The sequence below is a fragment of the Sulfurimonas sp. genome (assembly GCF_016744025.1).
Classification (GTDB): domain Bacteria; phylum Campylobacterota; class Campylobacteria; order Campylobacterales; family Sulfurimonadaceae; genus Sulfurimonas.
In genome coordinates this window covers 1-24,237 of record NZ_JADGFC010000023.1, presented here as the reverse complement: position 1 = coordinate 24,237, position 24,237 = coordinate 1, and the positions used below count along the sequence as shown (strand labels likewise).

Annotated in this window: 24 protein-coding genes; 11 read left to right on the top strand and 13 right to left on the bottom strand. The window is 31.0% G+C overall.

Going from position 1 to position 24,237, the window contains the following annotated elements; all coding sequences use genetic code 11:
- The first annotated feature begins 155 nt into the window (after window positions 1–155).
- The 11 genes from fabZ to QZZ48_RS05325 all read left to right on the top strand — a co-directional run bounded on the left by fabZ (window position 156) and on the right by QZZ48_RS05325 (window position 11,134).
- On the top strand, window positions 156–605 hold the full coding sequence (fabZ, locus tag QZZ48_RS05375) for a 3-hydroxyacyl-ACP dehydratase FabZ (RefSeq protein WP_294962799.1): 450 nt from the start codon (window positions 156–158) through the stop codon (window positions 603–605).
- 12 nt (window positions 606–617) lie between these two features.
- Window positions 618–1,403, top strand: coding sequence for an acyl-ACP--UDP-N-acetylglucosamine O-acyltransferase (gene lpxA, locus QZZ48_RS05370; protein WP_294962797.1), 786 nt, complete (start codon window positions 618–620; stop codon window positions 1,401–1,403).
- Window positions 1,400–2,644 (top strand): ATP-dependent Clp protease ATP-binding subunit ClpX, encoded by a 1,245-nt coding sequence (gene clpX / locus QZZ48_RS05365; RefSeq protein WP_294962796.1) that lies wholly within the window; start codon window positions 1,400–1,402, stop codon window positions 2,642–2,644. The genes lpxA and clpX overlap by 4 nt, the downstream gene beginning before the upstream one ends.
- A 10-nt stretch (window positions 2,645–2,654) precedes the next feature.
- The gene (locus tag QZZ48_RS05360; protein WP_294962795.1) at window positions 2,655–3,692 is read left to right on the top strand and encodes a rod shape-determining protein; all 1,038 of its coding nucleotides are present in this window, start codon (window positions 2,655–2,657) and stop codon (window positions 3,690–3,692) included.
- Window positions 3,685–4,446, top strand: coding sequence for a rod shape-determining protein MreC (gene mreC / locus QZZ48_RS05355; RefSeq protein WP_294962792.1), 762 nt, complete (start codon window positions 3,685–3,687; stop codon window positions 4,444–4,446). The genes QZZ48_RS05360 and mreC overlap by 8 nt, the downstream gene beginning before the upstream one ends.
- On the top strand, window positions 4,443–5,180 hold the full coding sequence (locus QZZ48_RS05350; RefSeq protein WP_294962790.1) for a MipA/OmpV family protein: 738 nt from the start codon (window positions 4,443–4,445) through the stop codon (window positions 5,178–5,180). Before mreC ends, QZZ48_RS05350 begins: the two co-directional genes overlap by 4 nt.
- 86 nt (window positions 5,181–5,266) lie before the next feature.
- Window positions 5,267–8,524, top strand: a complete 3,258-nt coding sequence (gene carB, locus QZZ48_RS05345; RefSeq protein WP_294962787.1) for a carbamoyl-phosphate synthase large subunit — start codon at window positions 5,267–5,269, stop codon at window positions 8,522–8,524.
- A gap of 3 nt (window positions 8,525–8,527) precedes the next feature.
- Window positions 8,528–8,959, top strand: coding sequence for a hypothetical protein (locus QZZ48_RS05340; protein WP_294962785.1), 432 nt, complete (start codon window positions 8,528–8,530; stop codon window positions 8,957–8,959).
- Window positions 8,956–9,396, top strand: a complete 441-nt coding sequence (locus QZZ48_RS05335) for a hypothetical protein (RefSeq protein WP_294962783.1) — start codon at window positions 8,956–8,958, stop codon at window positions 9,394–9,396. The genes QZZ48_RS05340 and QZZ48_RS05335 overlap by 4 nt, the downstream gene beginning before the upstream one ends.
- Complete coding sequence (locus QZZ48_RS05330) at window positions 9,393–9,959, top strand: hypothetical protein (RefSeq protein WP_294962780.1); 567 nt, start codon at window positions 9,393–9,395, stop codon at window positions 9,957–9,959. Before QZZ48_RS05335 ends, QZZ48_RS05330 begins: the two co-directional genes overlap by 4 nt.
- Window positions 9,956–11,134: a glutathionylspermidine synthase family protein gene (locus tag QZZ48_RS05325; protein WP_294962778.1), complete on the top strand. Its 1,179-nt coding sequence runs from the start codon at window positions 9,956–9,958 to the stop codon at window positions 11,132–11,134. Before QZZ48_RS05330 ends, QZZ48_RS05325 begins: the two co-directional genes overlap by 4 nt.
- 86 nt (window positions 11,135–11,220) lie before the next feature.
- On the opposite strand, the gene QZZ48_RS05320 is transcribed toward QZZ48_RS05325, so the two are convergent.
- The 13 genes from QZZ48_RS05320 to QZZ48_RS05260 form a co-directional block, all read right to left on the bottom strand.
- The gene (locus QZZ48_RS05320) at window positions 11,221–12,258 is read right to left on the bottom strand and encodes a Wzz/FepE/Etk N-terminal domain-containing protein (protein WP_294962775.1); all 1,038 of its coding nucleotides are present in this window, start codon (window positions 12,256–12,258) and stop codon (window positions 11,221–11,223) included.
- A gap of 27 nt (window positions 12,259–12,285) precedes the next feature.
- On the bottom strand, window positions 12,286–14,022 hold the full coding sequence (gene pglF, locus QZZ48_RS05315; protein WP_294962772.1) for a UDP-N-acetylglucosamine 4,6-dehydratase (configuration-retaining): 1,737 nt from the start codon (window positions 14,020–14,022) through the stop codon (window positions 12,286–12,288).
- Window positions 14,022–14,981, bottom strand: a complete 960-nt coding sequence (locus QZZ48_RS05310) for a glycosyltransferase family 4 protein (protein ID WP_294962770.1) — start codon at window positions 14,979–14,981, stop codon at window positions 14,022–14,024. Before QZZ48_RS05310 ends, pglF begins: the two co-directional genes overlap by 1 nt.
- An 11-nt stretch (window positions 14,982–14,992) precedes the next feature.
- Complete coding sequence (locus tag QZZ48_RS05305) at window positions 14,993–16,195, bottom strand: glycosyltransferase family 4 protein (protein WP_294962768.1); 1,203 nt, start codon at window positions 16,193–16,195, stop codon at window positions 14,993–14,995.
- Entirely contained in the window at window positions 16,188–17,318 is a 1,131-nt protein-coding gene (wecB, locus tag QZZ48_RS05300; RefSeq protein ID WP_294962766.1) for a UDP-N-acetylglucosamine 2-epimerase (non-hydrolyzing), read from the bottom strand. Before wecB ends, QZZ48_RS05305 begins: the two co-directional genes overlap by 8 nt.
- Entirely contained in the window at window positions 17,319–18,425 is a 1,107-nt protein-coding gene (locus tag QZZ48_RS05295) for an NAD-dependent epimerase/dehydratase family protein (RefSeq protein WP_294962763.1), read from the bottom strand.
- Window positions 18,426–19,448: a polysaccharide biosynthesis protein gene (locus QZZ48_RS05290; protein WP_294962760.1), complete on the bottom strand. Its 1,023-nt coding sequence runs from the start codon at window positions 19,446–19,448 to the stop codon at window positions 18,426–18,428.
- A gap of 21 nt (window positions 19,449–19,469) precedes the next feature.
- Window positions 19,470–20,228, bottom strand: coding sequence for a glycosyltransferase (locus QZZ48_RS05285; protein WP_294962758.1), 759 nt, complete (start codon window positions 20,226–20,228; stop codon window positions 19,470–19,472).
- Entirely contained in the window at window positions 20,218–21,228 is a 1,011-nt protein-coding gene (gene rfbB / locus QZZ48_RS05280; protein WP_294962755.1) for a dTDP-glucose 4,6-dehydratase, read from the bottom strand. The genes QZZ48_RS05285 and rfbB overlap by 11 nt, the downstream gene beginning before the upstream one ends.
- Window positions 21,228–22,094, bottom strand: coding sequence for a dTDP-4-dehydrorhamnose reductase (gene rfbD / locus QZZ48_RS05275; RefSeq protein ID WP_294962752.1), 867 nt, complete (start codon window positions 22,092–22,094; stop codon window positions 21,228–21,230). Before rfbD ends, rfbB begins: the two co-directional genes overlap by 1 nt.
- Entirely contained in the window at window positions 22,087–22,662 is a 576-nt protein-coding gene (gene rfbC / locus QZZ48_RS05270) for a dTDP-4-dehydrorhamnose 3,5-epimerase (RefSeq protein ID WP_294962750.1), read from the bottom strand. The genes rfbD and rfbC overlap by 8 nt, the downstream gene beginning before the upstream one ends.
- Entirely contained in the window at window positions 22,662–23,549 is an 888-nt protein-coding gene (gene rfbA / locus QZZ48_RS05265) for a glucose-1-phosphate thymidylyltransferase RfbA (RefSeq protein ID WP_294962747.1), read from the bottom strand. The genes rfbC and rfbA overlap by 1 nt, the downstream gene beginning before the upstream one ends.
- Window positions 23,546–24,237: hypothetical protein (locus QZZ48_RS05260; RefSeq protein WP_294962746.1), on the bottom strand; the 692-nt coding region annotated here is incomplete at its 5' end. The genes QZZ48_RS05260 and rfbA, both read right to left, overlap by 4 nt.

Here is a 24,237-nt window from a genome sequence, read left to right as displayed (position 1 = left end):
CTCTATCCCCTATTATTGTAGTAGATATTATTATAGATTTTAAACTTACTCTCATTCTAGATGCAAAAACTTACGAAGACACCAGAGAAAAACTAATCATTTTATAATCTTTTTTTAGCTAAAATATCCAAAATTATTTATAAGGCTTCTTCATTATGACTATGGATGTTATAGAAATTCAAAAAATTATACCTCACCGTTACCCATTTTTACTTTTAGATCGTGTTACTGATCTTGTAAAAAGTGAAACTTTAACAGGTTTTAAAAATGTAACTATTGGAGATAACATTTTTCAAGGTCACTTCCCTGGTCACCCTATTTACCCAGGTGTTATGATTTTAGAAGGAATGGCTCAAGCTGGTGGAATCTTAGCATTCAAAAGTATGGATGACATTACAGAAGAAGAAGCAGCGAATAAAGTTGTTTACTTCATGAGTATCGACAAAGCAAAATTCCGTGCTCCTGTTAAGCCGGGTGATAGATTAGAATACCGTATTAGCGTTATAAAACGTAAGGGTAATATCTGGATGTTAGATGGTAAAGCTTATGTTGATGATGTTTTAGTTTCTCAGGCTGAATTAAAAGCTATGATTGTTGATAAGTAAAAAGAGAAAAATATGAGCAAAATTTCCCCACAAGCCATTATTGAAAATGGTGCAGTTATAGGCGAAAATGTTGAGATAGGCGCTTATTGCTTTATCTCAGGTGAATCTACAATTGGTGACGGTACAAAGATAGCTCAAAACTCTTGCATCTATGGCAAAACAACAATTGGAAAAAATAATACTATTTTTTCACATGCTGTTATTGGCTCAATTCCCCAAGATTTAAAATTTGCTGGTGAAGAAGTTGAGCTTATCATCGGAGATAATAATAAGATAAGAGAGTTCACACTCTTTAATCCAGGGACAAAAGGTGGTGGTGGAAAAACTATCATTGGTAACCATAATCTTTTTATGGGTTATGTGCACCTTGGACATGATGTTATTATCGGAAATCATTGTATTTTAGCGAATGCTGCAACTTTAGCTGGACATGTTGAAGTTGGAGATTATGCAGTAATTGGTGGAATGACACCTATTCATCAGTTTGTACATATTGGTGACTATGCAATGGTTGGTGGAGCTTCAGCACTTGCACAAGATGTACCACCATTTTGCATGGCTGAGGGTAATCGTGCATCTCTTAGAGGTCTAAACCTTACTGGGCTTAGAAGAAATCTAAATAGAGATGATATAAATGAACTTAAAGCTGCTTATAGAGAACTTTTCGAATCTGGAAAACCTCTAAAAGAGAGTGCAAGTTTACTTCTAGAGAGTACTCAAAATCATTATGTAAATGATCTTTGTGACTTTGTTCTAAAAACAAAAAGAGGAATACCATTTGAAAGGAAAAGTGTATGATACATAGACATTGTAGTTTTTGTGATGCAAGCGAAAGCGAAGAAAACCCGCTAATTGCTGGTAATGGTGTATATATTTGTAAAAACTGTGTAATCTCAGCATATAAAATAATGTTTGGAGATGAAAAAGAGAGTGAAGTTGCAAATGAAGAAGAACTTCTTCAAGCAGTAAACAATCTTATGACTCCAAAAGAGTTAAACAAGTTTTTAGGCGAGTATATCATTGGTCAAGAAAGAGCTAGAAAACTTCTTAGTGTAGCTGTATATAACCACTACAAAAGAATTTTTAAAACAAAAAACATAACTGATGATGATACAGAAATTGCGAAATCTAATATTTTACTAATTGGACCAACTGGAAGTGGTAAAACACTTATGGCACAAACTATTGCCAGAGTCTTAAATGTTCCTATTGCTATTGCAGATGCTACTAGTCTTACTGAAGCTGGTTATGTAGGAGAAGATGTTGAAAATATTTTAACAAAACTGATCCAAGCAGCTGATGGCGACGTTACTAGAGCTGAGCAAGGAATCGTTTTTATTGATGAAGTAGATAAAGTTTCTCGTATGAGTGAAAACCGCTCTATAACAAGAGATGTTTCAGGTGAAGGTGTTCAACAAGCACTTCTTAAAATTGTTGAAGGTGCAGAAGTAAATATTCCACCTAAAGGCGGAAGAAAACATCCAAACCAAGAATTTACTACTATTAACACTGCTAATATATTATTTATTTGTGGTGGTGCATTTGATGGTCTTGATGAAATACTTAAAAGAAAACAGGGTGACAATATTTTAGGTTTTGGTCATGACAAGAAAAGTAAGGATGAGCAAAAGACTACTTACGATATGGTTGAGCCAGATGATTTAGTATCTTATGGTCTTATTCCAGAGCTTGTTGGTCGTCTACCAATTATCGCCTCACTAAATGAGATTAGTGAAGAGGATATGGTTCGCATCTTAACTGAGCCAAAGAACTCTCTTATCAATCAGTACAAAAAATTATTTTCTATTGATGATGTTGAACTTAATTTTGAAGAGGATGCACTTAAAGCAATTGCTTCTAAATCAATAAAAAGAAAAACAGGGGCTCGTGGTCTTCGTGCCATACTAGAAGAGAAAATGATTGACATTATGTATGAACTTCCTGAGTACGCAGGTTATGAAGTATTAATTACAAAAGAAGTGATTAATGGCGATGAAGATCCTGTATATATAAAAAAATCAACAAAGCAAATAGCGTAAGGTAAAAAAGATGATATTTAACAAACTAATAGGGCTTTTCTCAAACGACTTATCTATCGACTTAGGAACTGCAAATACAATTGTAATTGCAAAAGGTCGTGGAATTATTATCAATGAACCATCAGTTGTTGCTGTTAAAACTGAAAAGTATGGTCATCAAAGAGTTTTAGCGGTTGGTCGCGAAGCTAAAGAGATGGTTGGTAAAACGCCTGGAAATATTAAAGCTATTCGTCCCATGAGAGATGGAGTTATTGCAGACTTTGATATGACAGAAAAAATGATTAGAAAGTTCATTGAAAAAGCTCACGGAAGAAGCTCTCTTATTAGTCCTAGAATCATCATATGTGTACCTTATGGTCTTACTCAGGTTGAAAGAAAAGCGGTTAGAGAATCTGCATTAAGTGCTGGTGCTCGTGAAGTTTTTCTAATTGAAGAGCCTATGGCTGCTGCAATTGGTGCTGGAATTGATATCCGTGAGCCTCAAGGTAACTTAGTTGTTGATATCGGTGGTGGTACTACTGAAATTGGTGTTGTATCACTTGGTGGACTTGTTTTATCTAAATCAATCAGAACAGCCGGAGACAAACTTGATAAAGGTATAGTTGATTATGTAAAGAAAAAATATAATCTTCTTATCGGAGAAAGAACAGCTGAAGAGATTAAAATCAACATTGGAACTGCTGTTTCATTGGCTGAAGAAATCACTATGGTCGTTAACGGTAGAGATCAGGTTGAAGGTCTTTTAAGTTCTGTAGAGCTAACTAGTGAAGATGCAAGAGAAGCTATGAAAGAACCTCTTAAAGAAATTGCTGAAGCACTTCGTGATGTGTTAGAGAAAATGCCACCTGATCTTTCAGGTGACATCGTAAACCACGGTATTATCTTAACTGGTGGTGGTGCTCTAATTCGTCAACTAGACAAATACTTAGCAGATATTGTTAAAGTTCCTGTTTATGTTGCAGATGAGCCACTTCTTGCTGTAGCTCGTGGAACTGGTCGCGCACTAGAAGAGATAGACTTACTACAAGAACTTTTCGAAAATGAATAAAGAGCTACTCGGCTTTTTTTCACTTTTTATCGCACTCTTCGTGGGTGCACTATACTATACAAACAATATTCAAGGGCCGTTAATTTCAGCTCTTAACTACTTAAAATCAAACTATCATAACTCCACAGAATTTATTCAAGACAATATTGACAAACATATATTCCAAGCAAACCGTATCGTAGAACTAAAAGATAAACTTCATAAATACGAAAATAATCACCTTGTTATGCAGCAGATGGCATCTGAGGTAAATGACCTTTTTAAAGCAAATAATTCTAAATTAAAGACAAATCCAAGAGTAGAACTTATAAGAGCAATTTCCTATCAAAAATTTGGGGATTTAAATAGAATTTGGGTAGATGTTAAAGACTATAATTCATCTAAAATTTATGGTTTAACATACAATGAATTAGTTGCAGGAATAGTTATTGCAGAAAATGGAAAAGCTCTTTGTCTTCTAAATAGAGATATTCAAAGCTCCTATGCAGTTTATGTTGGCAAAAAAAGAGCTCCAGGTATTGCTCATGGAAATAATGCTAAAAACTTAGTTGTTAAGTTTATTCCTGCTTGGTTTAAAATAGAAAAAGGCGACGAAGTAATCACATCTGGTCTTGATGAAATATTTTTTAAGGGTTTAAAAGTTGGACGTGTAATATCTGTAAAAAAATCTCAAGGTTATCAAAATGCACTTATTGAGCCTTACTATGAGTCAAACAATCCAAGCTATTTTCACATGATAAAGAGAGTTAAATGAAATACATATTAATTTTAGTACTTATATTTTCAAGCCTTCAAGCCGAAGATGAAAAACAAAACATTACAATAGGAGTTGGATTATATATCCAGACACAACCTTATACAGATGTAGATAATACAATACTTCCCTCCCCTGTAGTTTTCTATGATAATGGGATTGCATATATAAGATGGACAAGAGTAGGAGTTTATTTTTATGGTGAAAAAAGAGAAGATTATTCGTGGGGATTTTCTTTAACTGCACAACCTAGGGTTAATGGATATGAGTCATCTGATATTGAAGGTATGGATGAGAGAAAAGATACTTGGGAAGGTGGACTTGCTTTTAGTGCAAAAATAGATAAAGCATATATGGAAATAATGATATTAACAGATTTGTTAGATAGATATGAATCTTGGATAGCTAAGGCAGAAGTGGGATATGATTATGAATTTGCAAATTTTTCACTATACCCTAGCCTATTTTTCATATATCAGTCATCAGATTTTACAGACTATTATTATGGTGTTAAAGACTCAGAAGCATTAGGAAGTAGAGAAGAATACACTCCTAATGCTGGTCTACAAATAGGAGCTCAGACATATATTAAATATCCTTTTACAAAGAATCTATCTGCACTTGTAAATCTCAGAATAGATAAAATCTCTAATGAAGCGGCTAATAGTCCTATCGTTGATAAAGATTATATTTACTCAGGATTACTATCACTTATATATACTTTCAAATATTAAAAAAAGCAGTTCAAACTCATCAAATATTAAGTGCCTTTTGTCTATAATAAAAAAATTTATTTTATACATATTTCAGAAGGTAAAAAATGCCAAAACGCACCGACATTAACACTATTTTACTTATAGGTTCAGGCCCGATTATCATCGGTCAAGCTTGTGAATTCGACTACTCAGGAACTCAAGCTGTTAAAACTCTAAAAGAGCAAGGCTATCGCGTAGTTCTTATCAACTCAAATCCTGCAACTATTATGACAGACCCAGAATTCGCGGATAGAACATATATAGAGCCTATTACAGAAGATGTTATAGCGCGTATAATTAAAAAAGAGAAGGTAGATGCTGTTCTTCCAACTATGGGTGGACAGACTGCACTTAATGTTGCAACTAGCATGTATGAAAAAGGTATGCTTGAAGGAATAGAGTTTTTAGGTGCAACTCCTGAAGCTATTCATAAGGGTGAAGACCGCTCAGCTTTTAATGAAGCTATGATAAAAATTGGTATGGATTTACCAAAGAGTGCTAATGCATATAGTGTTGAAGAAGCAGTTGAAGTAGTTAAGGAAATTGGTTTTCCTGTAATTAGTAGAGCTTCATTTACACTTGCTGGTGGTGGTTCTGGTGTAGCATACAATATGGAAGAGTTTAAAAAACTTGCTCAAGAAGGTATCTCAGCATCTCCTGTAAATGAAATCGAAATTATGGAGTCTATGCTTGGTTGGAAAGAGTATGAGATGGAAGTTATCCGTGATAAGGCTGACAATTGTATCATTATCTGTGCAATTGAAAACTTCGACCCAATGGGTGTTCATACTGGAGATTCTATAACAGTAGCCCCTGCTCTTACTCTAACTGATAAAGAGTATCAAAGAATGCGTAATGCTTCTTTTGATATTCTAAGAGAGATTGGTGTTGACACTGGTGGATCAAACGTTCAATTTTCAATTTGTCCTAAAACAGGAAGAATGATTGTTATTGAGATGAATCCTCGTGTATCTCGCTCTTCTGCTTTGGCATCTAAGGCTACAGGTTATCCGATTGCAAAGGTTGCGACACTCTTAGCTATTGGTTATACACTTGATGAAATAACAAATGACATTACAGGTACTCCTGCATCTTTTGAGCCTGTAATAGATTACGTTGTAACAAAAATTCCTCGTTTTACGTTCGAGAAATTCCCTGAAGCACGAAATACACTTAGTACTAGTATGAAGTCAGTCGGTGAAGTTATGGCTATAGGTAGAACTTTTAAAGAATCTCTACAAAAAGCTATATGTTCACTTGAAACTGGTTTATGTGGTTTTGAGCCAATAGATGCAGATGACGCTTTTGTTAAACATGAGATTAGACGTCCTAATGCTGAGCGTATTCTTTATGTAGCTGAAGGTTTTCGTCGTGGTATAAGTGTTGAAGATATGTTTGATACTTGTCAAATAGACCCATGGTTTCTTTACCAACTAGAAGAGTTACTTCAATCTGAATCCAAAATAACTGATAAAATCCTTTTTGATGCAGATTTTATGAGAAGCATTAAAGTTGATGGTTTTTCAGATAAAAGAATTTCTCAGTTAATAGCGACAAACTCTAATCAGACTGTTAGTGAAAATGAAGTTTATGATAAAAGAAAAGCATTGGGTGTATCTTTAGAGTTTAACGAAGTAGATACTTGTGCAGCTGAGTTTGAAGCTCTTACTCCATACCTTTACTCTACTACAAATATCACTGCATCTCCAACTGCAAAAAATAGAGTTAGTGATAAGAAAAAAGTTTTAATTCTTGGTGGTGGCCCAAACAGAATAGGTCAAGGTATTGAATTTGACTACTGTTGTGTACATGCTGCTTTTGCTCTTAAAGAGATGGATATTGAATGTATTATGTACAATTGTAATCCTGAAACAGTTTCTACAGACTATGATACTTCTGATGTACTTTACTTCGAACCAATTGACTTTGAACATGTTAGAGAAGTTATAGAAAATGAGCAGCCAGATGGAATTATTGTTCACTTTGGTGGACAAACTCCTCTTAAACTTGCAGATGGGCTTACTAAAATAGGTGCAAAAATTATTGGAACTACTTCAGCGGTAATAGACCTAGCAGAAGATAGAGAGCAATTTTCTAACTTTGTAATCTCACATGGACTTAAACAACCTGAAAATGGCTTAGCTCGTAAAAAAGAAGAAGCTGGACCAATTGCCCAGAGACTAGGTTTTCCAGTTTTAGTTCGTCCTTCTTTTGTTCTTGGTGGTCGTGGTATGAAAATCGTTTATAGCCATGAAGAGTTAAATGAGTATATGGCTCTTGCTATCTCAGTATCTAATGAAGCTCCTGTTCTCATTGACAAGTTTTTAGATCAGGCAATTGAGTTAGACGTAGATGCCATTTCTGATGGTAAAGAAGTTTATATTGGTTCTGTAATGCAACACATTGAAGAAGCTGGAATACACTCTGGAGATAGTGCTTGTTCACTTCCTCCAGTAAACTTATCTGATGAAATGATTGAAAAAGTAGAGCAACAAACTAAAACTATAGCACTTGGTCTTGGTGTTATTGGTCTTATGAATGTTCAATACGCAATCTTTCAAGATGAAATATACCTAATAGAGGTTAATCCAAGAGCATCTAGAACAGTTCCTTTTGTATCAAAAGCTACTGGTATGCCTTTAGCAAAAGTTGCTACTCGTGTAATGGTTGGTGAGACTCTTAGAAGTGCACTAGAATATTATGACAAATATGACATCGTTCAAGAAGTAAACGGTCTTTTAAAACCTAAACTTAAAGGTCATGTTTCTGTTAAAGAAGCAGTTTTTCCTTTTCATAAACTAAATGGTGCTGACCTTGTTCTTTCTCCTGAGATGAAATCAACTGGTGAAGTTATGGGAATTAGTTCAAACTTTGGTGTTAGTTTTGCAAAAGCTCAACTATCAGCTGGAAATAAAATTCCAACAGAAGGAACTTGTTTCTTATCATTCGTAGATGCAGATAAATGTCATGCATCAGAGATTGCAAGTGGATTACATAAACATGGTTTTAAACTTGTTGCAACTCATGGTACTCAAGTAATTTTAGAAGAGGCAGGTATACCTTGTGAGCGCGTTCTTAAAATCTCAGAAGGTCGTCCAAATATTGAAGACAGTATGAAAAACGATGAAATAGCAATGGCAATAAATACCTCAGATAACAACACATCTAAGAAAGATGCCGTAGTTATTCGTCAAGAAGTTTTAAGAAAAAGTATTCCTTACTTCACAACTTTAAGTGCAGCAAGAGCTCTTATCTTAGCACTTGATGAGATGGGTGATGGCTCATGGTCAGAATCTCAAGCACTACAAGACTTTCTCGCATAAGAAATGAAAGTTATTCTAACCCAAACCGACACAACTGTCGGTTTCTTATCTCAAGATGCTCTAAAACTACAAGAGATAAAGTCTAGAAAACCCACAAAAGCATTTATAAAGGTCTATAAAGATTTTAAAACTCTTGTGGCTTCTGGGCATAGAATTCCAGATAAATATAAAAACACTGTACGTCGAGCTAAAAAAACTACTTTTATAGTAAAAAATAGTGCTTTTAGAGTAGCTTCTAGTCCTCTTGATTCTCAAGTTCTAAGAACAAACTTTTGGCACTACTCTACTTCCGCAAATGAATCAAGCAAAAATTTCAATCGTGACTTCTGCGAAGAAAAAGCTGATATAATAATAGAAAATAAGAATGGACTGAGTGAAAATAGTTCTTCTTCTCTTTATAAGATAAATCATAAAAAAAGGAAAAAGATAAGATGACAAAATTAATTCAAGCAATTTTAACTGGTATTTTTTTCACATTTATTTTAGATTTTTTTGTATTTCTTGGTATTAAGCATAACTATATAGATTTTTACGAAATTGATTTATATTACAATATTTTGTTTGCAGATCATCAAAATATTTATTTTTTTGCTATAACAAGTTTAGTAATTGGATTTATATTTACCTATATCAACAACACAAGACTAAGCTTTATTGTTATTGGTCTTCTATCTGTTGTATCTCTCTCGACTCTTATTCCTACAGTAGGTTATAGTCTTGGAGAAAAGCTACTAATGAAAAAAAACATCACTTACAATGACGCTAAATACACTTATGTAGGAGATGTATATTATGATGGAAGAACTCAAATAACATTTTATGACTACTCTCTAGAAAAAACAATATTATTAAAAAAGGATTTAATTAAATGAAACATATTTCAAGTATAGCAACTGGTGCTGCATTAGGCAGTGCTGGAATAGTCATGATGGGTGTATTAGCAGGCTGTTCATCTGGACAAGAACAAGAGGCACAAAATCGTTTCTTAGTAATAGAACAACAAACAAACGGAAAGTATATAGTAGTTGAAGAGATGCCAACTGAGGGTCCTAGTAGAGCTATTATACGTGAAAAAGATGCTAATGGGAATACAGTAGAACGTTTTATGAATGAAGCTGAGATGAAAGCCTTAGCAGAACAAGAGTATCAAAAAGTTCAAAATGGAACTTCTGAAACAGTTCAGAGTGGAGATAGCAGTGCAGGAATGGGTCTAGCTGGAACTATTTTAGCAGTTGCTGCAGGTTCACTTTTAGGTAATATGATTGGAAATGCTCTTATGAATAATAAGAACTTCTCAAAACGTTCTGGTAGTGTAAATAAGAGCGCTTATAGTCGTTCAGCTGCTTCAAGAGCATCTAAAGGTTCTTCTAAAAAAAGCTTTTTCGGTGGTAATTCTAAGAAGTCGTCTTATGGAAGTAAAAGTTTCGGAGGATGATTAAACTACAAAAATTAAATCCACTTGATGATAATAAACTTGAAGAGTTGGGTTTTACTTGGCATACTGATAGTGACGGGACAAAGTATATAAACGATGAACTTGTTCAAGTTACACAAGAAGAAGCTAATGAATACTATGAAGCTGGAAACAATATATATGATATGTTTGTTGAAGCAGCTGAATATGTTATAGAAAATGACCTGTTTTTTGAACTTGGCATTCCATTTAATCTTATAGAAACTATAAAAAAGAGTTGGGAAAATGATGTTCACTGGCATATATATGGACGTTTTGATTTAGCGGGGGGAGTTGATGGTCAAGACATTAAGCTAATAGAGTTTAACGCCGACACTCCAACATCTCTTTTTGAGACTACTCTACTTCAATGGGCTCTTCTTCAAAACAACAACATGAATGAAGAGAAGCAGTTTAACAATGTATATGAAGCAATAAGCCAAAACTTCAAAAAACTTGTAACTTTAGAAGACGATATAGAACTATTTGAAGAACGTTATGATGGGTGGAAGATACTGTTTTCATCTGTAGAGGGCAATGATGAAGAAGAAGCAACAACAAGACTACTTCAACAAATGGCTACAGATGCAGGTTTTAATACAAGTTTTGAATACTTGCAAAATGTGAACTTTGATGAAAATGGCATATTTGACGCTCATGATAATCAATATGAGTACTGGTTTAAACTATTTCCTTGGGAAGATATAGGAAGTGATGAACCTGAACTTGCGACTACATTAAGCAATATTATAAAAAATCAAAAAGCAATAATACTAAATCCTGCATATACCTTGCTCTTTCAGTCAAAGGGTATAATGAAGATTATGAGCGATCTGTTTCCAGACTCACCATATCTCCTAAAAACATCTTTTGAGCCTTTAGATGGTGTTAAACAAGTTGAGAAGACTGTATTTGGAAGAGAAGGTGCCAATACTAAGATTATAGAAATCAACGGCGAAGTATCAGAGCAAGTCGAAGGACCATATGATAACTACAAAAAAGTTTATCAAGAGTATGTTGATTTTAATAAAGATGAAAAAGGAGAAAAATATCAAGCCGGTGTTTTCTTCGCTTATGAGTCATGTGGTCTAAGCTTTAGAAAAGGTGGAGAGATACTTGATAATATGAGTAAGTTTGTAGGACATGTTTTAGTTTAAATACCGCATTATTGTGAGCGCATCGTAGCTAGATTGCTTCGTTCCTCGCAATGACATACCTCGTCACTGCGAGCAAACTTGGCAGTCTACTTTTCTTCTTCTTTAAAACCTTTAATAAACTCAATAAAAAATATTAAGAATATAGATAAAATCAGACCAGTTACAAAAGCAACAATTACTATTAACTTCTTTTTTGGTTTTATTGCATAATCATTTGTCATAATATTACCAATAATTTCAGTGTTCCTGTAATTATATGGTTTCATTAAAACTTTTAAAGTATTTAAATTTTCTTTATGTTTTTCTATCTGAACAACTTCAATATCATTTTTTTCATTTTCAAATTTCTCACGAGAATCTTTTAATTGGATAAGCATATCAGCTAAGTATCTCTGCTCGTTTATCTGAATTGTTGCTAGAGTAGGGTTCAAACTTTTAATTTTTTGAAGATTATTTTGAACTTGAATGAAGTTAGTTTCATAAATTTTAATATCTTTTTTATATCTAGCTATTTTCTCTTTTAATGACGGAAGAGTTTTATTTTTTAGAAGAGCTAACTTTCCTTCAATTTGTTCAACATTCGTTTTATTTAGTTTCATAACATCAACAAGCGTTTTATTATGCTTTACTTGTATATAATTAACAACTTTTTTTACTTCAGATATAGCACCTTCATTTGAAGAACCAAGAGCTGTAATTTCTAAAAAGTTTTTTTGCTTTTTCAATAATCCAATACTTTTTATTTCAGACTCTCTACCTTTTATATTTTTCATAATATCAATAAATAGAATCTCTAATTCTTTAGAGACTTCAGAACCATCTGCAATAACAATTTTATCGCTAGCATTAAAGCTTACATTAGCATTAGCATTAGCATTAGCATTAGCATTAGCATTAGCATTAGCATTAGCATTAGCATTAGCAATCTTATATTCACCAATTTTAAGTATAACTTTTGCTTCATATACCTTTGGAACAGAATAAGCATAAATAATAGCTGCTATTGTGATGATTGAAGTTAAAACAGCAATTTTAATTTTATTCTTCATTAGAGTTCTAAATAGCTCTCTTAAATCTATCTCATCTTCTTCATATCTTTGTACATTTTGTTCTTTGTCTTGCATCTTTAGCCTTTTTTTTATATTTAATTATTATTTTATATTAGTCTGATGATTAAACTCAGGGACTATCTCTTTTAACTTTTTTAGCTTTTCACTACTAACTATTAACTCTTCTATATCTTTATTTAATTTGCCAATATCATAAATTGTAGGTTTTGCAACAGTTATAGAATCATACTCTGTTTTACAATCTGTATCATTTATAAGTAACTCTTCATAAAGTTTTTCTCCTGGACGAAGCCCTGTAAATTCTATCTCTATATCTTTAGAACAACTAAGTTCAATCATCTTTTTGGCTAAATCAACTATCTTTATAGGCTCACCCATATCCAGTATAAAGATCTCTCCACCTGTGCCAATAGCTCCAGCTTGTAAAACAAGTTCACATGCCTCAGGTATCAGCATAAAATATCTCGTAATATCTGGGTGAGTAACAGTTATATTTTTTTTATTTTCTATCTGAGACTTAAACTTAGGAATAACACTTCCACTGCTACCCAATACATTACCAAACCTAACAGCCACTATATCAGTACCTTGACCATTGCTATTTTGAGCATAAAGCTCACATATACGCTTTGTCGTTCCCATAACATTGGTAGGTCTTACAGCTTTATCTGTAGAGATCATAACAAACTTCTTCACACCATATCTTATAGATATATCTATAACATTTTTAGTACCTAAAACATTATTAACAATTCCCTCATGTATATTTGCTTCAACTAAAGGAACATGTTTATAGGCCGCAGCATGAATAACAATATCTGGTTTATGAACTTTAAATGTATTCTCTAAACTATTAGCATCTACTACACTCTGCATAACACAAGTAACTTCTACATATTTAAGTTCTTCAGTTATTGTATAAAGATTGTATTCACTGTGATCTAATACTATTAGTTTTTTAGCACCAAACTTTTCACACTGCCTACATATTTCACTACCTATACTTCCACCAGCACCAGTAACCAAAACTATTTTGTCTTTTATAAAACTATTTATCTTTTGTTTATCTAAGTCTTTAGGATGACGAGCGAGAAGATCTTCAACAGATATATCTTTTAGCTGTGTAGACAAATCTTTATTCTCTAGCATTTCATCCATTGATGGTAAAACTTTTATTTCATAAAAATATATACTCAAATCATTGTAGATTTCTTTTGTTATTTCCTGAGAAACTGAAGGCATAGCAATAACCAATAAATCAAGTTTTACTTCTCCCAATTTCTCTTTTAGTTTTACTCTAGAAATAACCTTTATAGCGTCTATAGAACGATTTTGAATTATTTTGTCATCATCTACAAAATATTTAACCTTATACTCACTATGTATAAATTCAGATTCTAGTTTGATACCTGCTCTACCAGCACCATAGATAACAACAGACTTTGTCTTTTGTATTTTACTTTTATTTATTAAATAATAGTAAATATACAAAGTAAAATTTATGCTAAACAGGTATAAAAATAGTTCTGAGACCATAAATGAAAATCTTATCTTTCCGTAGAATATAGGTAGATAGACAATAAAGGCTGTTATATATACAAAACTTTTTATAAGAAAAGATTTTTGAGAAGCTTTTGACCAAGATAAAGAATAATCATTAAATAAAAATCTAGATGCAAACATACGGATAAAGACAACACTTAAAACTATATATATATAAAATGCTTGATGAAAAATAAAAAATGTCCACCAAAATGTAATAAATGTTAAAGATATTATTACTAAAAAATTCAATATTCTTTTATCAAGATAAAACATTAAAATACCTTTTTACTATCTACGAACTTCACTGAGCCGTATAGTATTACAATAGATATTAAAAATGCTATAAAAATATTTGAAATATAGTAAACAAGCGAGAACAACACTATATTTAAAAGGATAGAATAGTTAGTAACTTTAAAATGACTCCATCCAGCTTGAGTTAGTCGTTGATATGCATGTTTTTTATGTGCATCTGATAATTTTTCACCGTTTAGTTTTCTTCGGACTAAGGTTAAAGTAGCATCAAACCAAAAAACTCCAAAAAGTGTAATCCATATCCACAGATTTGTTGGTTCTAGATTTGTATAGTAAATAGTAAATATAGCAATATTATATCCTAGAAGAGTACTTCCTACATCTCCCATAAATATCGTTGCTTTATTAAAATTCCAGTATAAAAACCCAAGAGTTGCAAGAGCCAGTACTATAAAATGATCTCCACCAAAAAGTAAAAAACCAGCAATACTTAAAAATATAGCTTCACTTCCTGCATAACCATTAATACCATCTAAAAAGTTATAAAGATTTATAAACCATATTATCAATAAAAAAGCAAATATATTTGTAATAATTTGATTTTCAATACTAAAGAAAAACAAACCTATAGAGCCAAATCCACCAAGAGCATAGATTCCACCAATAGCTACACTAGCTTGTGCGAGAAGTCTCAACTTTGGGCTTAGCTCATATAAGTCATCAAAAAAACTTACTACTGAGATAACTACACCAAAAAATAAAGCATAAAAAAGACTTGTGTCGATAGCATCTATAAAGTATAGATAGATAAGTCCTATAAACCAAGTTAGTGCTAAAGCTATACCACCACCATGAGGGGTAGGAATGGTGTGTGAACTTCTTTCATTTATTTTATCAAGTATAGCATTTTTGATGTAGTAGTTTTTTATTAGGTATGTAAGTGTATAAGAGAGTATTAATAGTATTAGATATATCATTATGGAATTTCCTACTTTTCTTTAACTAATAACTCTTCTAAAGAATTGATTATCTTATCTTTATTAAAAGTATTTTCCGTTAAGTTTTTACAATTTTTTGTAAAAATTGATTTCTCTTCTTTACTTAGGTTTATACTTTGTATAAAAACATCTTTAATTTCATCAATATCCTTAGGATGAGCTGTAAATCCTAAGTTATTTTCTTTTATTATATCAGCTGCATCACCATTTATAATTGCTAATATTGGTTTCTCCGCTAAAATATATGTTTGTGTTTTAGCTGGAACAGTAACACTAAATATAGGTTTATCTATTAAAGATACAATTAAAAAGTCACTAGCTTTATAGTACATAGCCATCTCTTTCCTTGGCTTTTTACCATGAAAAATAATATTGTCTCTTTTTGTTATATTTTTCAAATCCTCCAAAGCAGAACCATCACCTATAATATTTAACTGTGCTTTATTTTGATAATTATTTGAAAGACCATCAAATGCTTTTATAATGTTTTCCAAATTTTGCACTTTTCCAATATTCCCTGCAAATGTAAAATGCACTCTAGTATCTTTAGTAAACTCATATGCTTCTAAGCTATTGTTTAAATCATCTGCCCAGTTTGGCAAATAATTAAACTCTAAACTTTCCTTAGCATATGGTTTTAGTTTTGATTCAAAACCCTTTCCCGAAATAGCAATATTATCAATATTATGATACATAAAACCAACAAATTTATCTAAAATATAAGAAAGAAGTTTTGTTTTTTTAAATCCATAAGCATAAACACTATCAGGCCATATATCTTGAGCCCAAAAAGTCAAACGCTTATTGTAAAGTTTTTTAATTATTACAGCAGGTACCATACCTGTTAATGAAGCCATGTTAAATCCAAAAATATAATTATATTTTTTCCCAATTCTTAAACTAACAATACTACCAAGTATCATAAATGAAAAATATTTTAAAAGTTTTTTAAATAAACTAGTTTTATAACCAGTTACTGCTTTAACTCTATAAATATTTATTCCATTCCAATTGTCTTTTTGATAAAATTTATTTTTATATCCATTATATATTTTACTTTCTGGATATGTTGGAACGGTTGTTAATATGTCTACATCATAACCTGCTTTTTTCCATGAAATAGCAATATCATTTATCTTAAATTCTTCAGGATAAAAATATTCTGTTACGATTAGAATCTTCTTTTTAGTCAAACTTCTTCCAAACTACTCTATTTACATAATCAGTATAGCTTAAAATAATTCTCAATACTTTATCAGATACATTTGGCATACTATAGTCAGCAACAGCGCTTAAAGTATCTTTTTTTTGAGCTTCTAAAACTTTTAAAGCTTGCATAATTCTGGTTTTTTCAAGTCCTACCATCATAACACTTGCTTCTTCCATAGCTTCAGGTCGCTCATGCGATTGTCTTATATTTAATGCAGGAAATCTCATTATTGATGATTCTTCACTTATCGTACCACTATCACTTAAAACAGCTTTTGAATCCAGTTGTAACTTATTATAATCATTAAATCCTAATGGCTTCATAAGTTTAATAAGTGGATTAAATTCAACATTATTCACCTCTATTTTATTCCTTGTTCTAGGATGAGTTGATACAATAATTGGCATATTATATACCTTAGCAATCTCATTTAATGTATCTACTAAATTAAAGAAGTTCTTATCACTTCCTATATTTTCTTCTCTATGTGCAGATACTACAAAATACTCACCTTTAATAAGACTCAATTCACTTAAAATGTTAGAATTATTTATATCTTCAAGCTTGGATTGTACAACTTCATATATTGGACTTCCTGTCTTTATAATTCTATCAGCAGGCAGGCCTTCTCTAAGTAAATATTCTCTTGCAATATCACTATATGTCATATTTATATCAGCTGTATGATCTACTATTTTTCTATTTGTTTCTTCCGGTACTCTTTGATCAAAACATCTATTTCCAGCTTCCATATGAAAGATAGGAATCTGTCTTTTTTTAGCAGGTATCGCACATAGACAAGAGTTAGTATCTCCTAAAACTAAAAAAGCATTAGGATTGACTTCGGCCAATATTGGATCAATTTTTATCAAAATATTACCTATTGTCTCTGTAGGGGTTCCCATAGCTGCATTTAAAAAATAGTCAGGTTTCCTAAGATTAAAGTCTTTAAAAAACACTTCATTTAGTTCATAGTCATAGTTTTGTCCAGTATGTACAATAATATGTTCTATAGCTTCTGACTCTTCTAACTTTTGTATTACACAAGCTAATCTGATAATCTCTGGTCTTGTTCCTACTACTGTCATTACTTTTAATTTTCTCATCTATTGTACCTCTAGAAAATATGTATCTGGATTATCTTGGTCAAAGGTTTCATTTGCCCATAAAAACAACACCATCTCTTCATCACCTGTATTTTTAATATTATGAGTATAACCAGGTATCATTTCTACTACTTCCATATTATTATCACTTACTTTATAACTAACAATTTCATTAGTTATGATATGTCTAAACTCTATTGTTGCTTCACCTTTTACTACTAAAAACTTTTCATTTTTAGTATGATGGTAGTGGTTTCCTCTAATAACTCCAGGAGCTGTAGTAGACAATGAAAATTGCCCACTATCTAAAGTTTTTAGTATCTCATAAAAAGTACCTCTATCATCTTGATGACCATTTAAACTATATGAAAAATTATATTTAGACAGGTAGCTTAAATAAGTGGCGTATAAAGCTCTTTCAAACCCAGAAGCAACATTAGGAATAACTAGACTACATCTATTGTCTTTAAACTTATAAAGTAATTCTTCTATCTCACCTAAAGTTTTTTGATAAATAGTATCTATATTGAAATATTGTTCATCATTTTTACTCTCTAATTTCTCAATAAAAGATTTAACTACATCATCTACATAAACTAAACTCAATTCTACACTCTTGTCGTTTACTTCTATATCTAAATCATTCGCAATATTATTACACCAAGTAGCTATTACAGAGTTATAATTTGGTTTTGACCATTTACCAAATACATTTGGTAGCTTATATATATAAACATTAGCATTAGATTGTTTTGAATAATCAATTAATAAAGTTTCAGCTTCTTTCTTGCTCTTGCCATAATCATTATCTAACTCAGATTGAGTAGATGAAGACAATAATATAGGAGTACATTTATTGTTTTCAATTAAAGTATTTACTATAGTATTAGTTAGTTCACTATTCCCAGTATAAAACTCATTTATATTTTCAGGGCGGTTAACACCTGCTAAATGAAATATAAAATCTACTTCTTTTACATAAGCTTCTAAAATACTTAAAGAATCCTTTTTACTATATAAATACAATTTAATATCTTCATCTCTTTTTAAATGTTCGATTAAATTTTTAGCAATAAATCCATTTGAACCAGTAATTAATACATTCACTTATATTATTCCAAATTCTTTTAATTCAGATTGAACTTCATGAAGACTTAATATCATATCTTTCATCTCATTTTCATCTAATCTATGAGTATTATGTGAATGATAATCAGTAGCTTCTGTTATCACTTCGCCATCTATAAAATATTGATTATAATTTAAATCTCTAGTATCAGATGGAATTCTGTAGTAATTACCAATATCAATAGCATTCAGCATCTCTTCTCTAGTCAAAAGTGTTTCATATAGTTTTTCACCATGTCTAGTACCTATTACTTTTATAGTATGCTTTGGTTTATTTAATAGTTTAGTTAAAGTTGAAGCCAAAAGTTCAATAGTAGCTGCTGGTGCTTTTTGTACAAATATATCACCATTGTTACCATTTTTAAATGCAAACATTACTAAATCTACAGCATCGTCTAAACTCATCATAAATCTAGTCATATTAGGATCTGTAATAGTTATATCATTGCCTTCTCTAATTTGATTTATAAACAATGGTATAACAGAACCACGACTTGCCATTACATTTCCATATCTAGTACAAGATATTATTGTTTCATTGTCATTCTGATTTCTAGATTTTGCAACTGCAACTTTTTCCATCATAGCTTTACTTATTCCCATAGCATTTATAGGATATACAGCTTTATCAGTACTTAGAACTATAACTTTTTTTACTTTGTATTTAATAGCAGTATTTAAAACATTTTCAGTACCTATCACATTTGTCTGAACTGCTTGCATAGGATAAAATTCACAAGATGGCACTTGCTTTAAAGCAGCTGCGTGAAATATATAATCTACATTTTTAATAGCATCTTCTAAAGAGTTAGTATCTCTTACGTCACCTATATAAAATTTAAGTTTATCATTTTGATATTTTTTCCTCATGTCATCTTGCTTTAATTCATCACGAGAAAAGATTCGTATCTCTTTTATATCAGTATTCAAAAAATTACGAAGAACAGCATTCCCAAAAGAACCGGTTCCCCCTGTAATAAGTAGTATTTTATTTTTGAACATATCTATTCTTTCCTTTCCGTATTATAGTATTTTTCGTATTTTCATTATTATAATTCTATATAAAATATTAAAAATTGAGATAGAAAAGATAACTCTTGTTTTAAGAATTTTAAGAATTTTTCGCTTTGATTTTACAGACACATTATTATCATGTATTCTTCTAAATAATGACATATCGTTAATATGTAAATTCTTTCCTAATAAATTTGCGATTAAAGCAATCCAAATATCATGTGATTCAATATATTTAGGAATAGGATATATTATTTCTTTAATATCATGTTTTATTACCATACAACAGCCATAATATGATATTTTTCCTAAGAATATTTTTATTATATTTTTAATATTACAAAAAGATTCTGATTCCTGCACAGGATTTAGATTATCTTTAAATACATAATCACTTTTATATATATAATTAAAGGTGGAAAAATTAGATGTCAACAATGAACTGTTACTTTTTATTAACTTGTCTTTCATTATATTAAATCTATTTTCAACCCATATGTCGTCTTGATCTGATAAAAATATAATTTCATTATTTGCTAAACCTATAGCCTTTGAAAAACTATATACATGTCCTTTATTCTTAATATTATTATATATTTTAATTCTTATATCATGTATTTGTTCTATCAACATCAATGTATTATCAGTAGAACAGTCATTAATTATTATTATTTCATCATTTTTATTTATTTGCTTAAGTATACTAGATAGCTGCTCTGAAATATATTTTTCACCATTATATGTTGCAATACAAATACTACTTTGCATATTTATCCAAGTACGATTCAATAGTCTTAACAATACCACTGTCAAAGTCTTCATTGGCTTTCCAATCAAATTCATTTTCAAGTTTTGTTGCATCTATGGCATACCTTCTATCATGCCCAGCTCTATCTTCTACAAAAGTTATTAATTCTTTATAGCTTCTATTTGATGGAACTTTTTTATCTAATATTGTACATATTGCTTCTACAATTTGAAGATTACTCCTTTCATTTCTTCCTCCAATATTATAGACATTAGCTTCTCTTCCTTTATGATAAACTAAGTCTATCCCTTTACAATGGTCAAGTACATATAACCAGTCTCTTATATTTTTGCCATCACCATATATTGGTATCTTCTCTCCTGCTAGTGCTTTTCTAATAATAGTAGGAATAAGTTTTTCATCATGCTGTTTTGGACCATAGTTATTTGAGCAGTTTGTAATAACTGTATTTAATCCAAAAGTCTCTTGATAACTTCTAACTATCATATCTGAGCTTGCCTTTGACGCTGAGTACGGAGAATTTGGAGCATATGGTGTTTCTTCTGTAAATAGGTCTGTTTCATTAAGACTTCCATAAACTTCATCTGTACTTATATGGTGAAACCTACAATTTTTATATTCTTTTTTATAATTAAATGGTGAATTCATCCAGTAGTTTTTAGCAACGTCTACAAGTATATAAGTGCCATTTACATTTGTTTCTATAAATACACCCGGATTTTTAATAGAGTTATCAACATGAGACTCCGCTGCAAAGTGGATAACTCCTTCTATATTATATTCGTTAAATATAAACTCTACTAATTCGCGATTACAAATATTACCCTTTATAAATTTATATTTATGGTTATTTTTACACTCTTTTAGATTTTCTAAATCTCCTGCGTATGTAAGACAATCAAGGTTGACAATGTTGTACTCTGGATATTTATCTAAAAAGTATGGAACGAAGTTACTACCAATGAAACCTGCACATCCTGTTACTAATATATTTTTCATTATTTTTTTTCTCCTAAAACTTTCAAACATTCATCAAGACTATCTTTCCAAAAAGGAATTTCTATATTAAACTCTTGTTTAATTTTAGATTTGTTTAATAAACTATAGTGTGGTCTTGAAGCTATGGTTGGGTAGTCTTTGGTTTCTATTGGATTTATCTTACAGTCTTTTTTTGCCATCTTCATGATTTCTTTTGCAAAGTCATACCAAGATAAGACACCTTCATTTGTATAGTGATAAATTTCCACATTTTTCTTCTGTATATTCGGAAGAATATCCAAAATAGTTTTAGCCAAATCTCTTGCATAAGTTGGAGAACCAACTTGGTCACATATTATACCTAGCGAATCTCTTTCATTTCCTAAACGAAGCATAGTTTTTACAAAGTTAACTCCAAATGATGAATAAACCCATGAAGTTCTGATAATAATAGAGTTTTGAGGATTAATATCTTGAAGTACTTTTTCTCCACTAAGTTTTGTACTTCCATAGACGCTATTTGGAGATGTGGCATCTAGTTCAATATATGGCTTATAGTGTTTACCATCAAACACATAATCAGTTGATATATGGATGAGTTTAATATTTTTTTCTTTGGAGATTTGAGCTAAAGATTCAATTGCTTTATGATTGATAGTATCTGATATTAACTCTTGTGATTCAGCTTTATCAACTAATGTATATGCTGCACAGTTTATGATGACATCAATATTATGTATCTCTATATAGTTTCTAATACTCTGTTCATTAGTTATATCAAGAGAGTCTCTATCTGTAAAGAAAAAATCATATTGGTATAGAGATGCTAATTCATTAAGTTCACTTCCCATTTGCCCTTTGGAACCAGTCACCAAGATTTTACTCATAATAATTTACCCCATATTCAAATAAATCATTTATATCTTTTAGTTTAGGTTGAATTTTATCTTTTATAGAAAGGTTAATAGAAGAAGCATTTATTTGCCATTTGATATTTAAATCTTCATCATCAAAAGCGATACCTCTATCATTTTCAGGTGAATAATAGTTATCAACCTTATAAGCAAAAATTGTATCATCTTCTAAAACTACAAATCCATGAGCAAATCCACGAGGTACGAAAAGTTGTCTTTTATTTTCACTTGTCATCTCAACTGCAACATGTTGACCAAAGGTTGGACTTTCTTTTCTTATGTCTACTGCTATATCTAAGACTTTCCCTTGGATTACACGAACAAGTTTTGTTTGAGCCGATGGAGCTAATTGGTAGTGGAGACCACGAAGAACACCACGAGAGCTTTTAGACTCATTATCTTGGCAGAAGTTTATTTTAAAACCTAGAAATTCTTCAAGTTTATCTTGGCGGAATGTTTCAACAAAGTAACCACGAGGGTCACCATGAACAATAGCTTCACAGATAACTACATCAGGTATTTTAGTTCTTAAAAATTTCATTATTTTATACTACTTTCTTGTGCTATTCTAGTCAAGTATTGTCCATATTGATTTTTCTTTAGTGGTTGTGCTAAATCAAAAAGTTTTTCTTTTGAGATATATCCCATCTCATAAGCTATCTCCTCTATACAGGCAACTTTTAAACCTTGACGATTTTCAATAGTCTGTATAAACATACTTGCTTCTAGTAGAGACTCATGAGTTCCAGTATCTAACCAAGCATAACCTCTACCCATAAGTTCGACCTTAAGTCTATTCTCATTCAAATAGCTTTGGTTGAGAGTGGTTATCTCTAACTCGCCTCTATCGCTTGGTTTTACATTCTTAGCTTTTCTAACCACATCATTAGGATAAAAGTATAGACCAGTAACTGCATAGTTAGACTTAGGTTCAGATGGTTTTTCTTCAATACTTATAACATCACCGTTTTCATTAAATTCTGCAACACCATATCTCTCTGGGTCTTTTACATAATAACCAAAAACTGTCGCTTTATTCTCTTCTTGAACATGCTTAACACTTTTAGCAAGTAGGTCAGTAAGTCCTTGCCCATAAAAAATATTATCGCCAAGGACAAGACAAACATCGTCATTTTCTATAAACTCTTCTCCTAAAATGAAAGCTTGTGCAAGACCATCAGGAGAAGGTTGTTCTTTGTAGCTAAAGTCTATACCGATATCAGATCCATCACCTAAAAGTTTTTCAAATCTTGGTAGGTCATTTAGCGTAGAGATAATAAGGATCTCTTTTATTCCAGCAAGCATTAATACTGAAAGCGGATAATAAATCATGGGCTTATCGTAGATAGGAACTAGTTGTTTGCTAACACCTTTTGTTATAGGGTAAAGTCTTGTTCCTGAACCACCTGCTAAGATTATGCCTTTCATTTATTTCCTTCCTTAATAAGTTTTAGATTTTTATGAGCATACATTATATAAAATGAAATTACAATTATTAATATATTTAAAGATGATACTAAACTTGCATTTGTAACTATATATAATAAAAAAACGACTGATAAAATATTATATGTTGAGTAAGCAAAATAAAATAGGAATATTAATATTATCACTATTCCTATAAACCCAAATGCATAGAAGTATATAGATATTATATCCCAACTAGGGGTTTTCCAACTTAATTCAAAGCCATTTATTGGTGAATTTTCAAAAGTTTCAGTAATTTTAGTATATGATGCACTTAATCTAGGATATCCATCTTCCATCATCATTGTTTTAATGATTTTTGATATAGCACCGATGATTTTATCAGAAAGAAGAGTCATTAATAATACAATATTAAAGATAGTGAATGCCTTTATATATATTTTTTCTCTCGTTAATATAATTTTATATAGAATATATATTGCAAAAATGATATATGCTATAATTGATTCAGTAATTATAAAATCTATAAAAGATAAAAGTAAAACAAAATTATTAAATTTACTTTTTTTAATAAAATTATTAAAAAACAATATTATATATAATAATAAAAATACAGCATACTGTGATGACTCATTAAATAAGCCAGAAGTTCTAAAAAGGCTGTAGTTAAAAGAGGCATATATATATC

Excerpts from the sequence above, each read along its gene's own strand:
- wecB (WP_294962766.1), bottom strand. The coding sequence starts at position 17,318 with ATGAGAAAATTAAAAGTAATGACAGTAGTAGGAACAAGACCAGAGATT.
- QZZ48_RS05340 (WP_294962785.1), top strand. The coding sequence starts at position 8,528 with ATGAAAGTTATTCTAACCCAAACCGACACAACTGTCGGTTTCTTATCT.
- pglF (WP_294962772.1), bottom strand. The coding sequence starts at position 14,022 with ATGTTTTATCTTGATAAAAGAATATTGAATTTTTTAGTAATAATATCT.
- QZZ48_RS05330 (WP_294962780.1), top strand. The coding sequence starts at position 9,393 with ATGAAACATATTTCAAGTATAGCAACTGGTGCTGCATTAGGCAGTGCT.
- rfbB (WP_294962755.1), bottom strand. The coding sequence starts at position 21,228 with ATGAAAAATATATTAGTAACAGGATGTGCAGGTTTCATTGGTAGTAAC.
- QZZ48_RS05335 (WP_294962783.1), top strand. The coding sequence starts at position 8,956 with ATGACAAAATTAATTCAAGCAATTTTAACTGGTATTTTTTTCACATTT.
- QZZ48_RS05350 (WP_294962790.1), top strand. The coding sequence starts at position 4,443 with ATGAAATACATATTAATTTTAGTACTTATATTTTCAAGCCTTCAAGCC.
- rfbC (WP_294962750.1), bottom strand. The coding sequence starts at position 22,662 with ATGAAATTTTTAAGAACTAAAATACCTGATGTAGTTATCTGTGAAGCT.
- QZZ48_RS05360 (WP_294962795.1), top strand. The coding sequence starts at position 2,655 with ATGATATTTAACAAACTAATAGGGCTTTTCTCAAACGACTTATCTATC.
- mreC (WP_294962792.1), top strand. The coding sequence starts at position 3,685 with ATGAATAAAGAGCTACTCGGCTTTTTTTCACTTTTTATCGCACTCTTC.
- rfbD (WP_294962752.1), bottom strand. The coding sequence starts at position 22,094 with ATGAGTAAAATCTTGGTGACTGGTTCCAAAGGGCAAATGGGAAGTGAA.
- QZZ48_RS05320 (WP_294962775.1), bottom strand. The coding sequence starts at position 12,258 with ATGCAAGACAAAGAACAAAATGTACAAAGATATGAAGAAGATGAGATA.
- QZZ48_RS05290 (WP_294962760.1), bottom strand. The coding sequence starts at position 19,448 with ATGTTCAAAAATAAAATACTACTTATTACAGGGGGAACCGGTTCTTTT.
- rfbA (WP_294962747.1), bottom strand. The coding sequence starts at position 23,549 with ATGAAAGGCATAATCTTAGCAGGTGGTTCAGGAACAAGACTTTACCCT.
- carB (WP_294962787.1), top strand. The coding sequence starts at position 5,267 with ATGCCAAAACGCACCGACATTAACACTATTTTACTTATAGGTTCAGGC.
- QZZ48_RS05285 (WP_294962758.1), bottom strand. The coding sequence starts at position 20,228 with ATGCAAAGTAGTATTTGTATTGCAACATATAATGGTGAAAAATATATT.
- fabZ (WP_294962799.1), top strand. The coding sequence starts at position 156 with ATGACTATGGATGTTATAGAAATTCAAAAAATTATACCTCACCGTTAC.
- QZZ48_RS05325 (WP_294962778.1), top strand. The coding sequence starts at position 9,956 with ATGATTAAACTACAAAAATTAAATCCACTTGATGATAATAAACTTGAA.
- lpxA (WP_294962797.1), top strand. The coding sequence starts at position 618 with ATGAGCAAAATTTCCCCACAAGCCATTATTGAAAATGGTGCAGTTATA.
- clpX (WP_294962796.1), top strand. The coding sequence starts at position 1,400 with ATGATACATAGACATTGTAGTTTTTGTGATGCAAGCGAAAGCGAAGAA.
- QZZ48_RS05310 (WP_294962770.1), bottom strand. The coding sequence starts at position 14,981 with ATGATATATCTAATACTATTAATACTCTCTTATACACTTACATACCTA.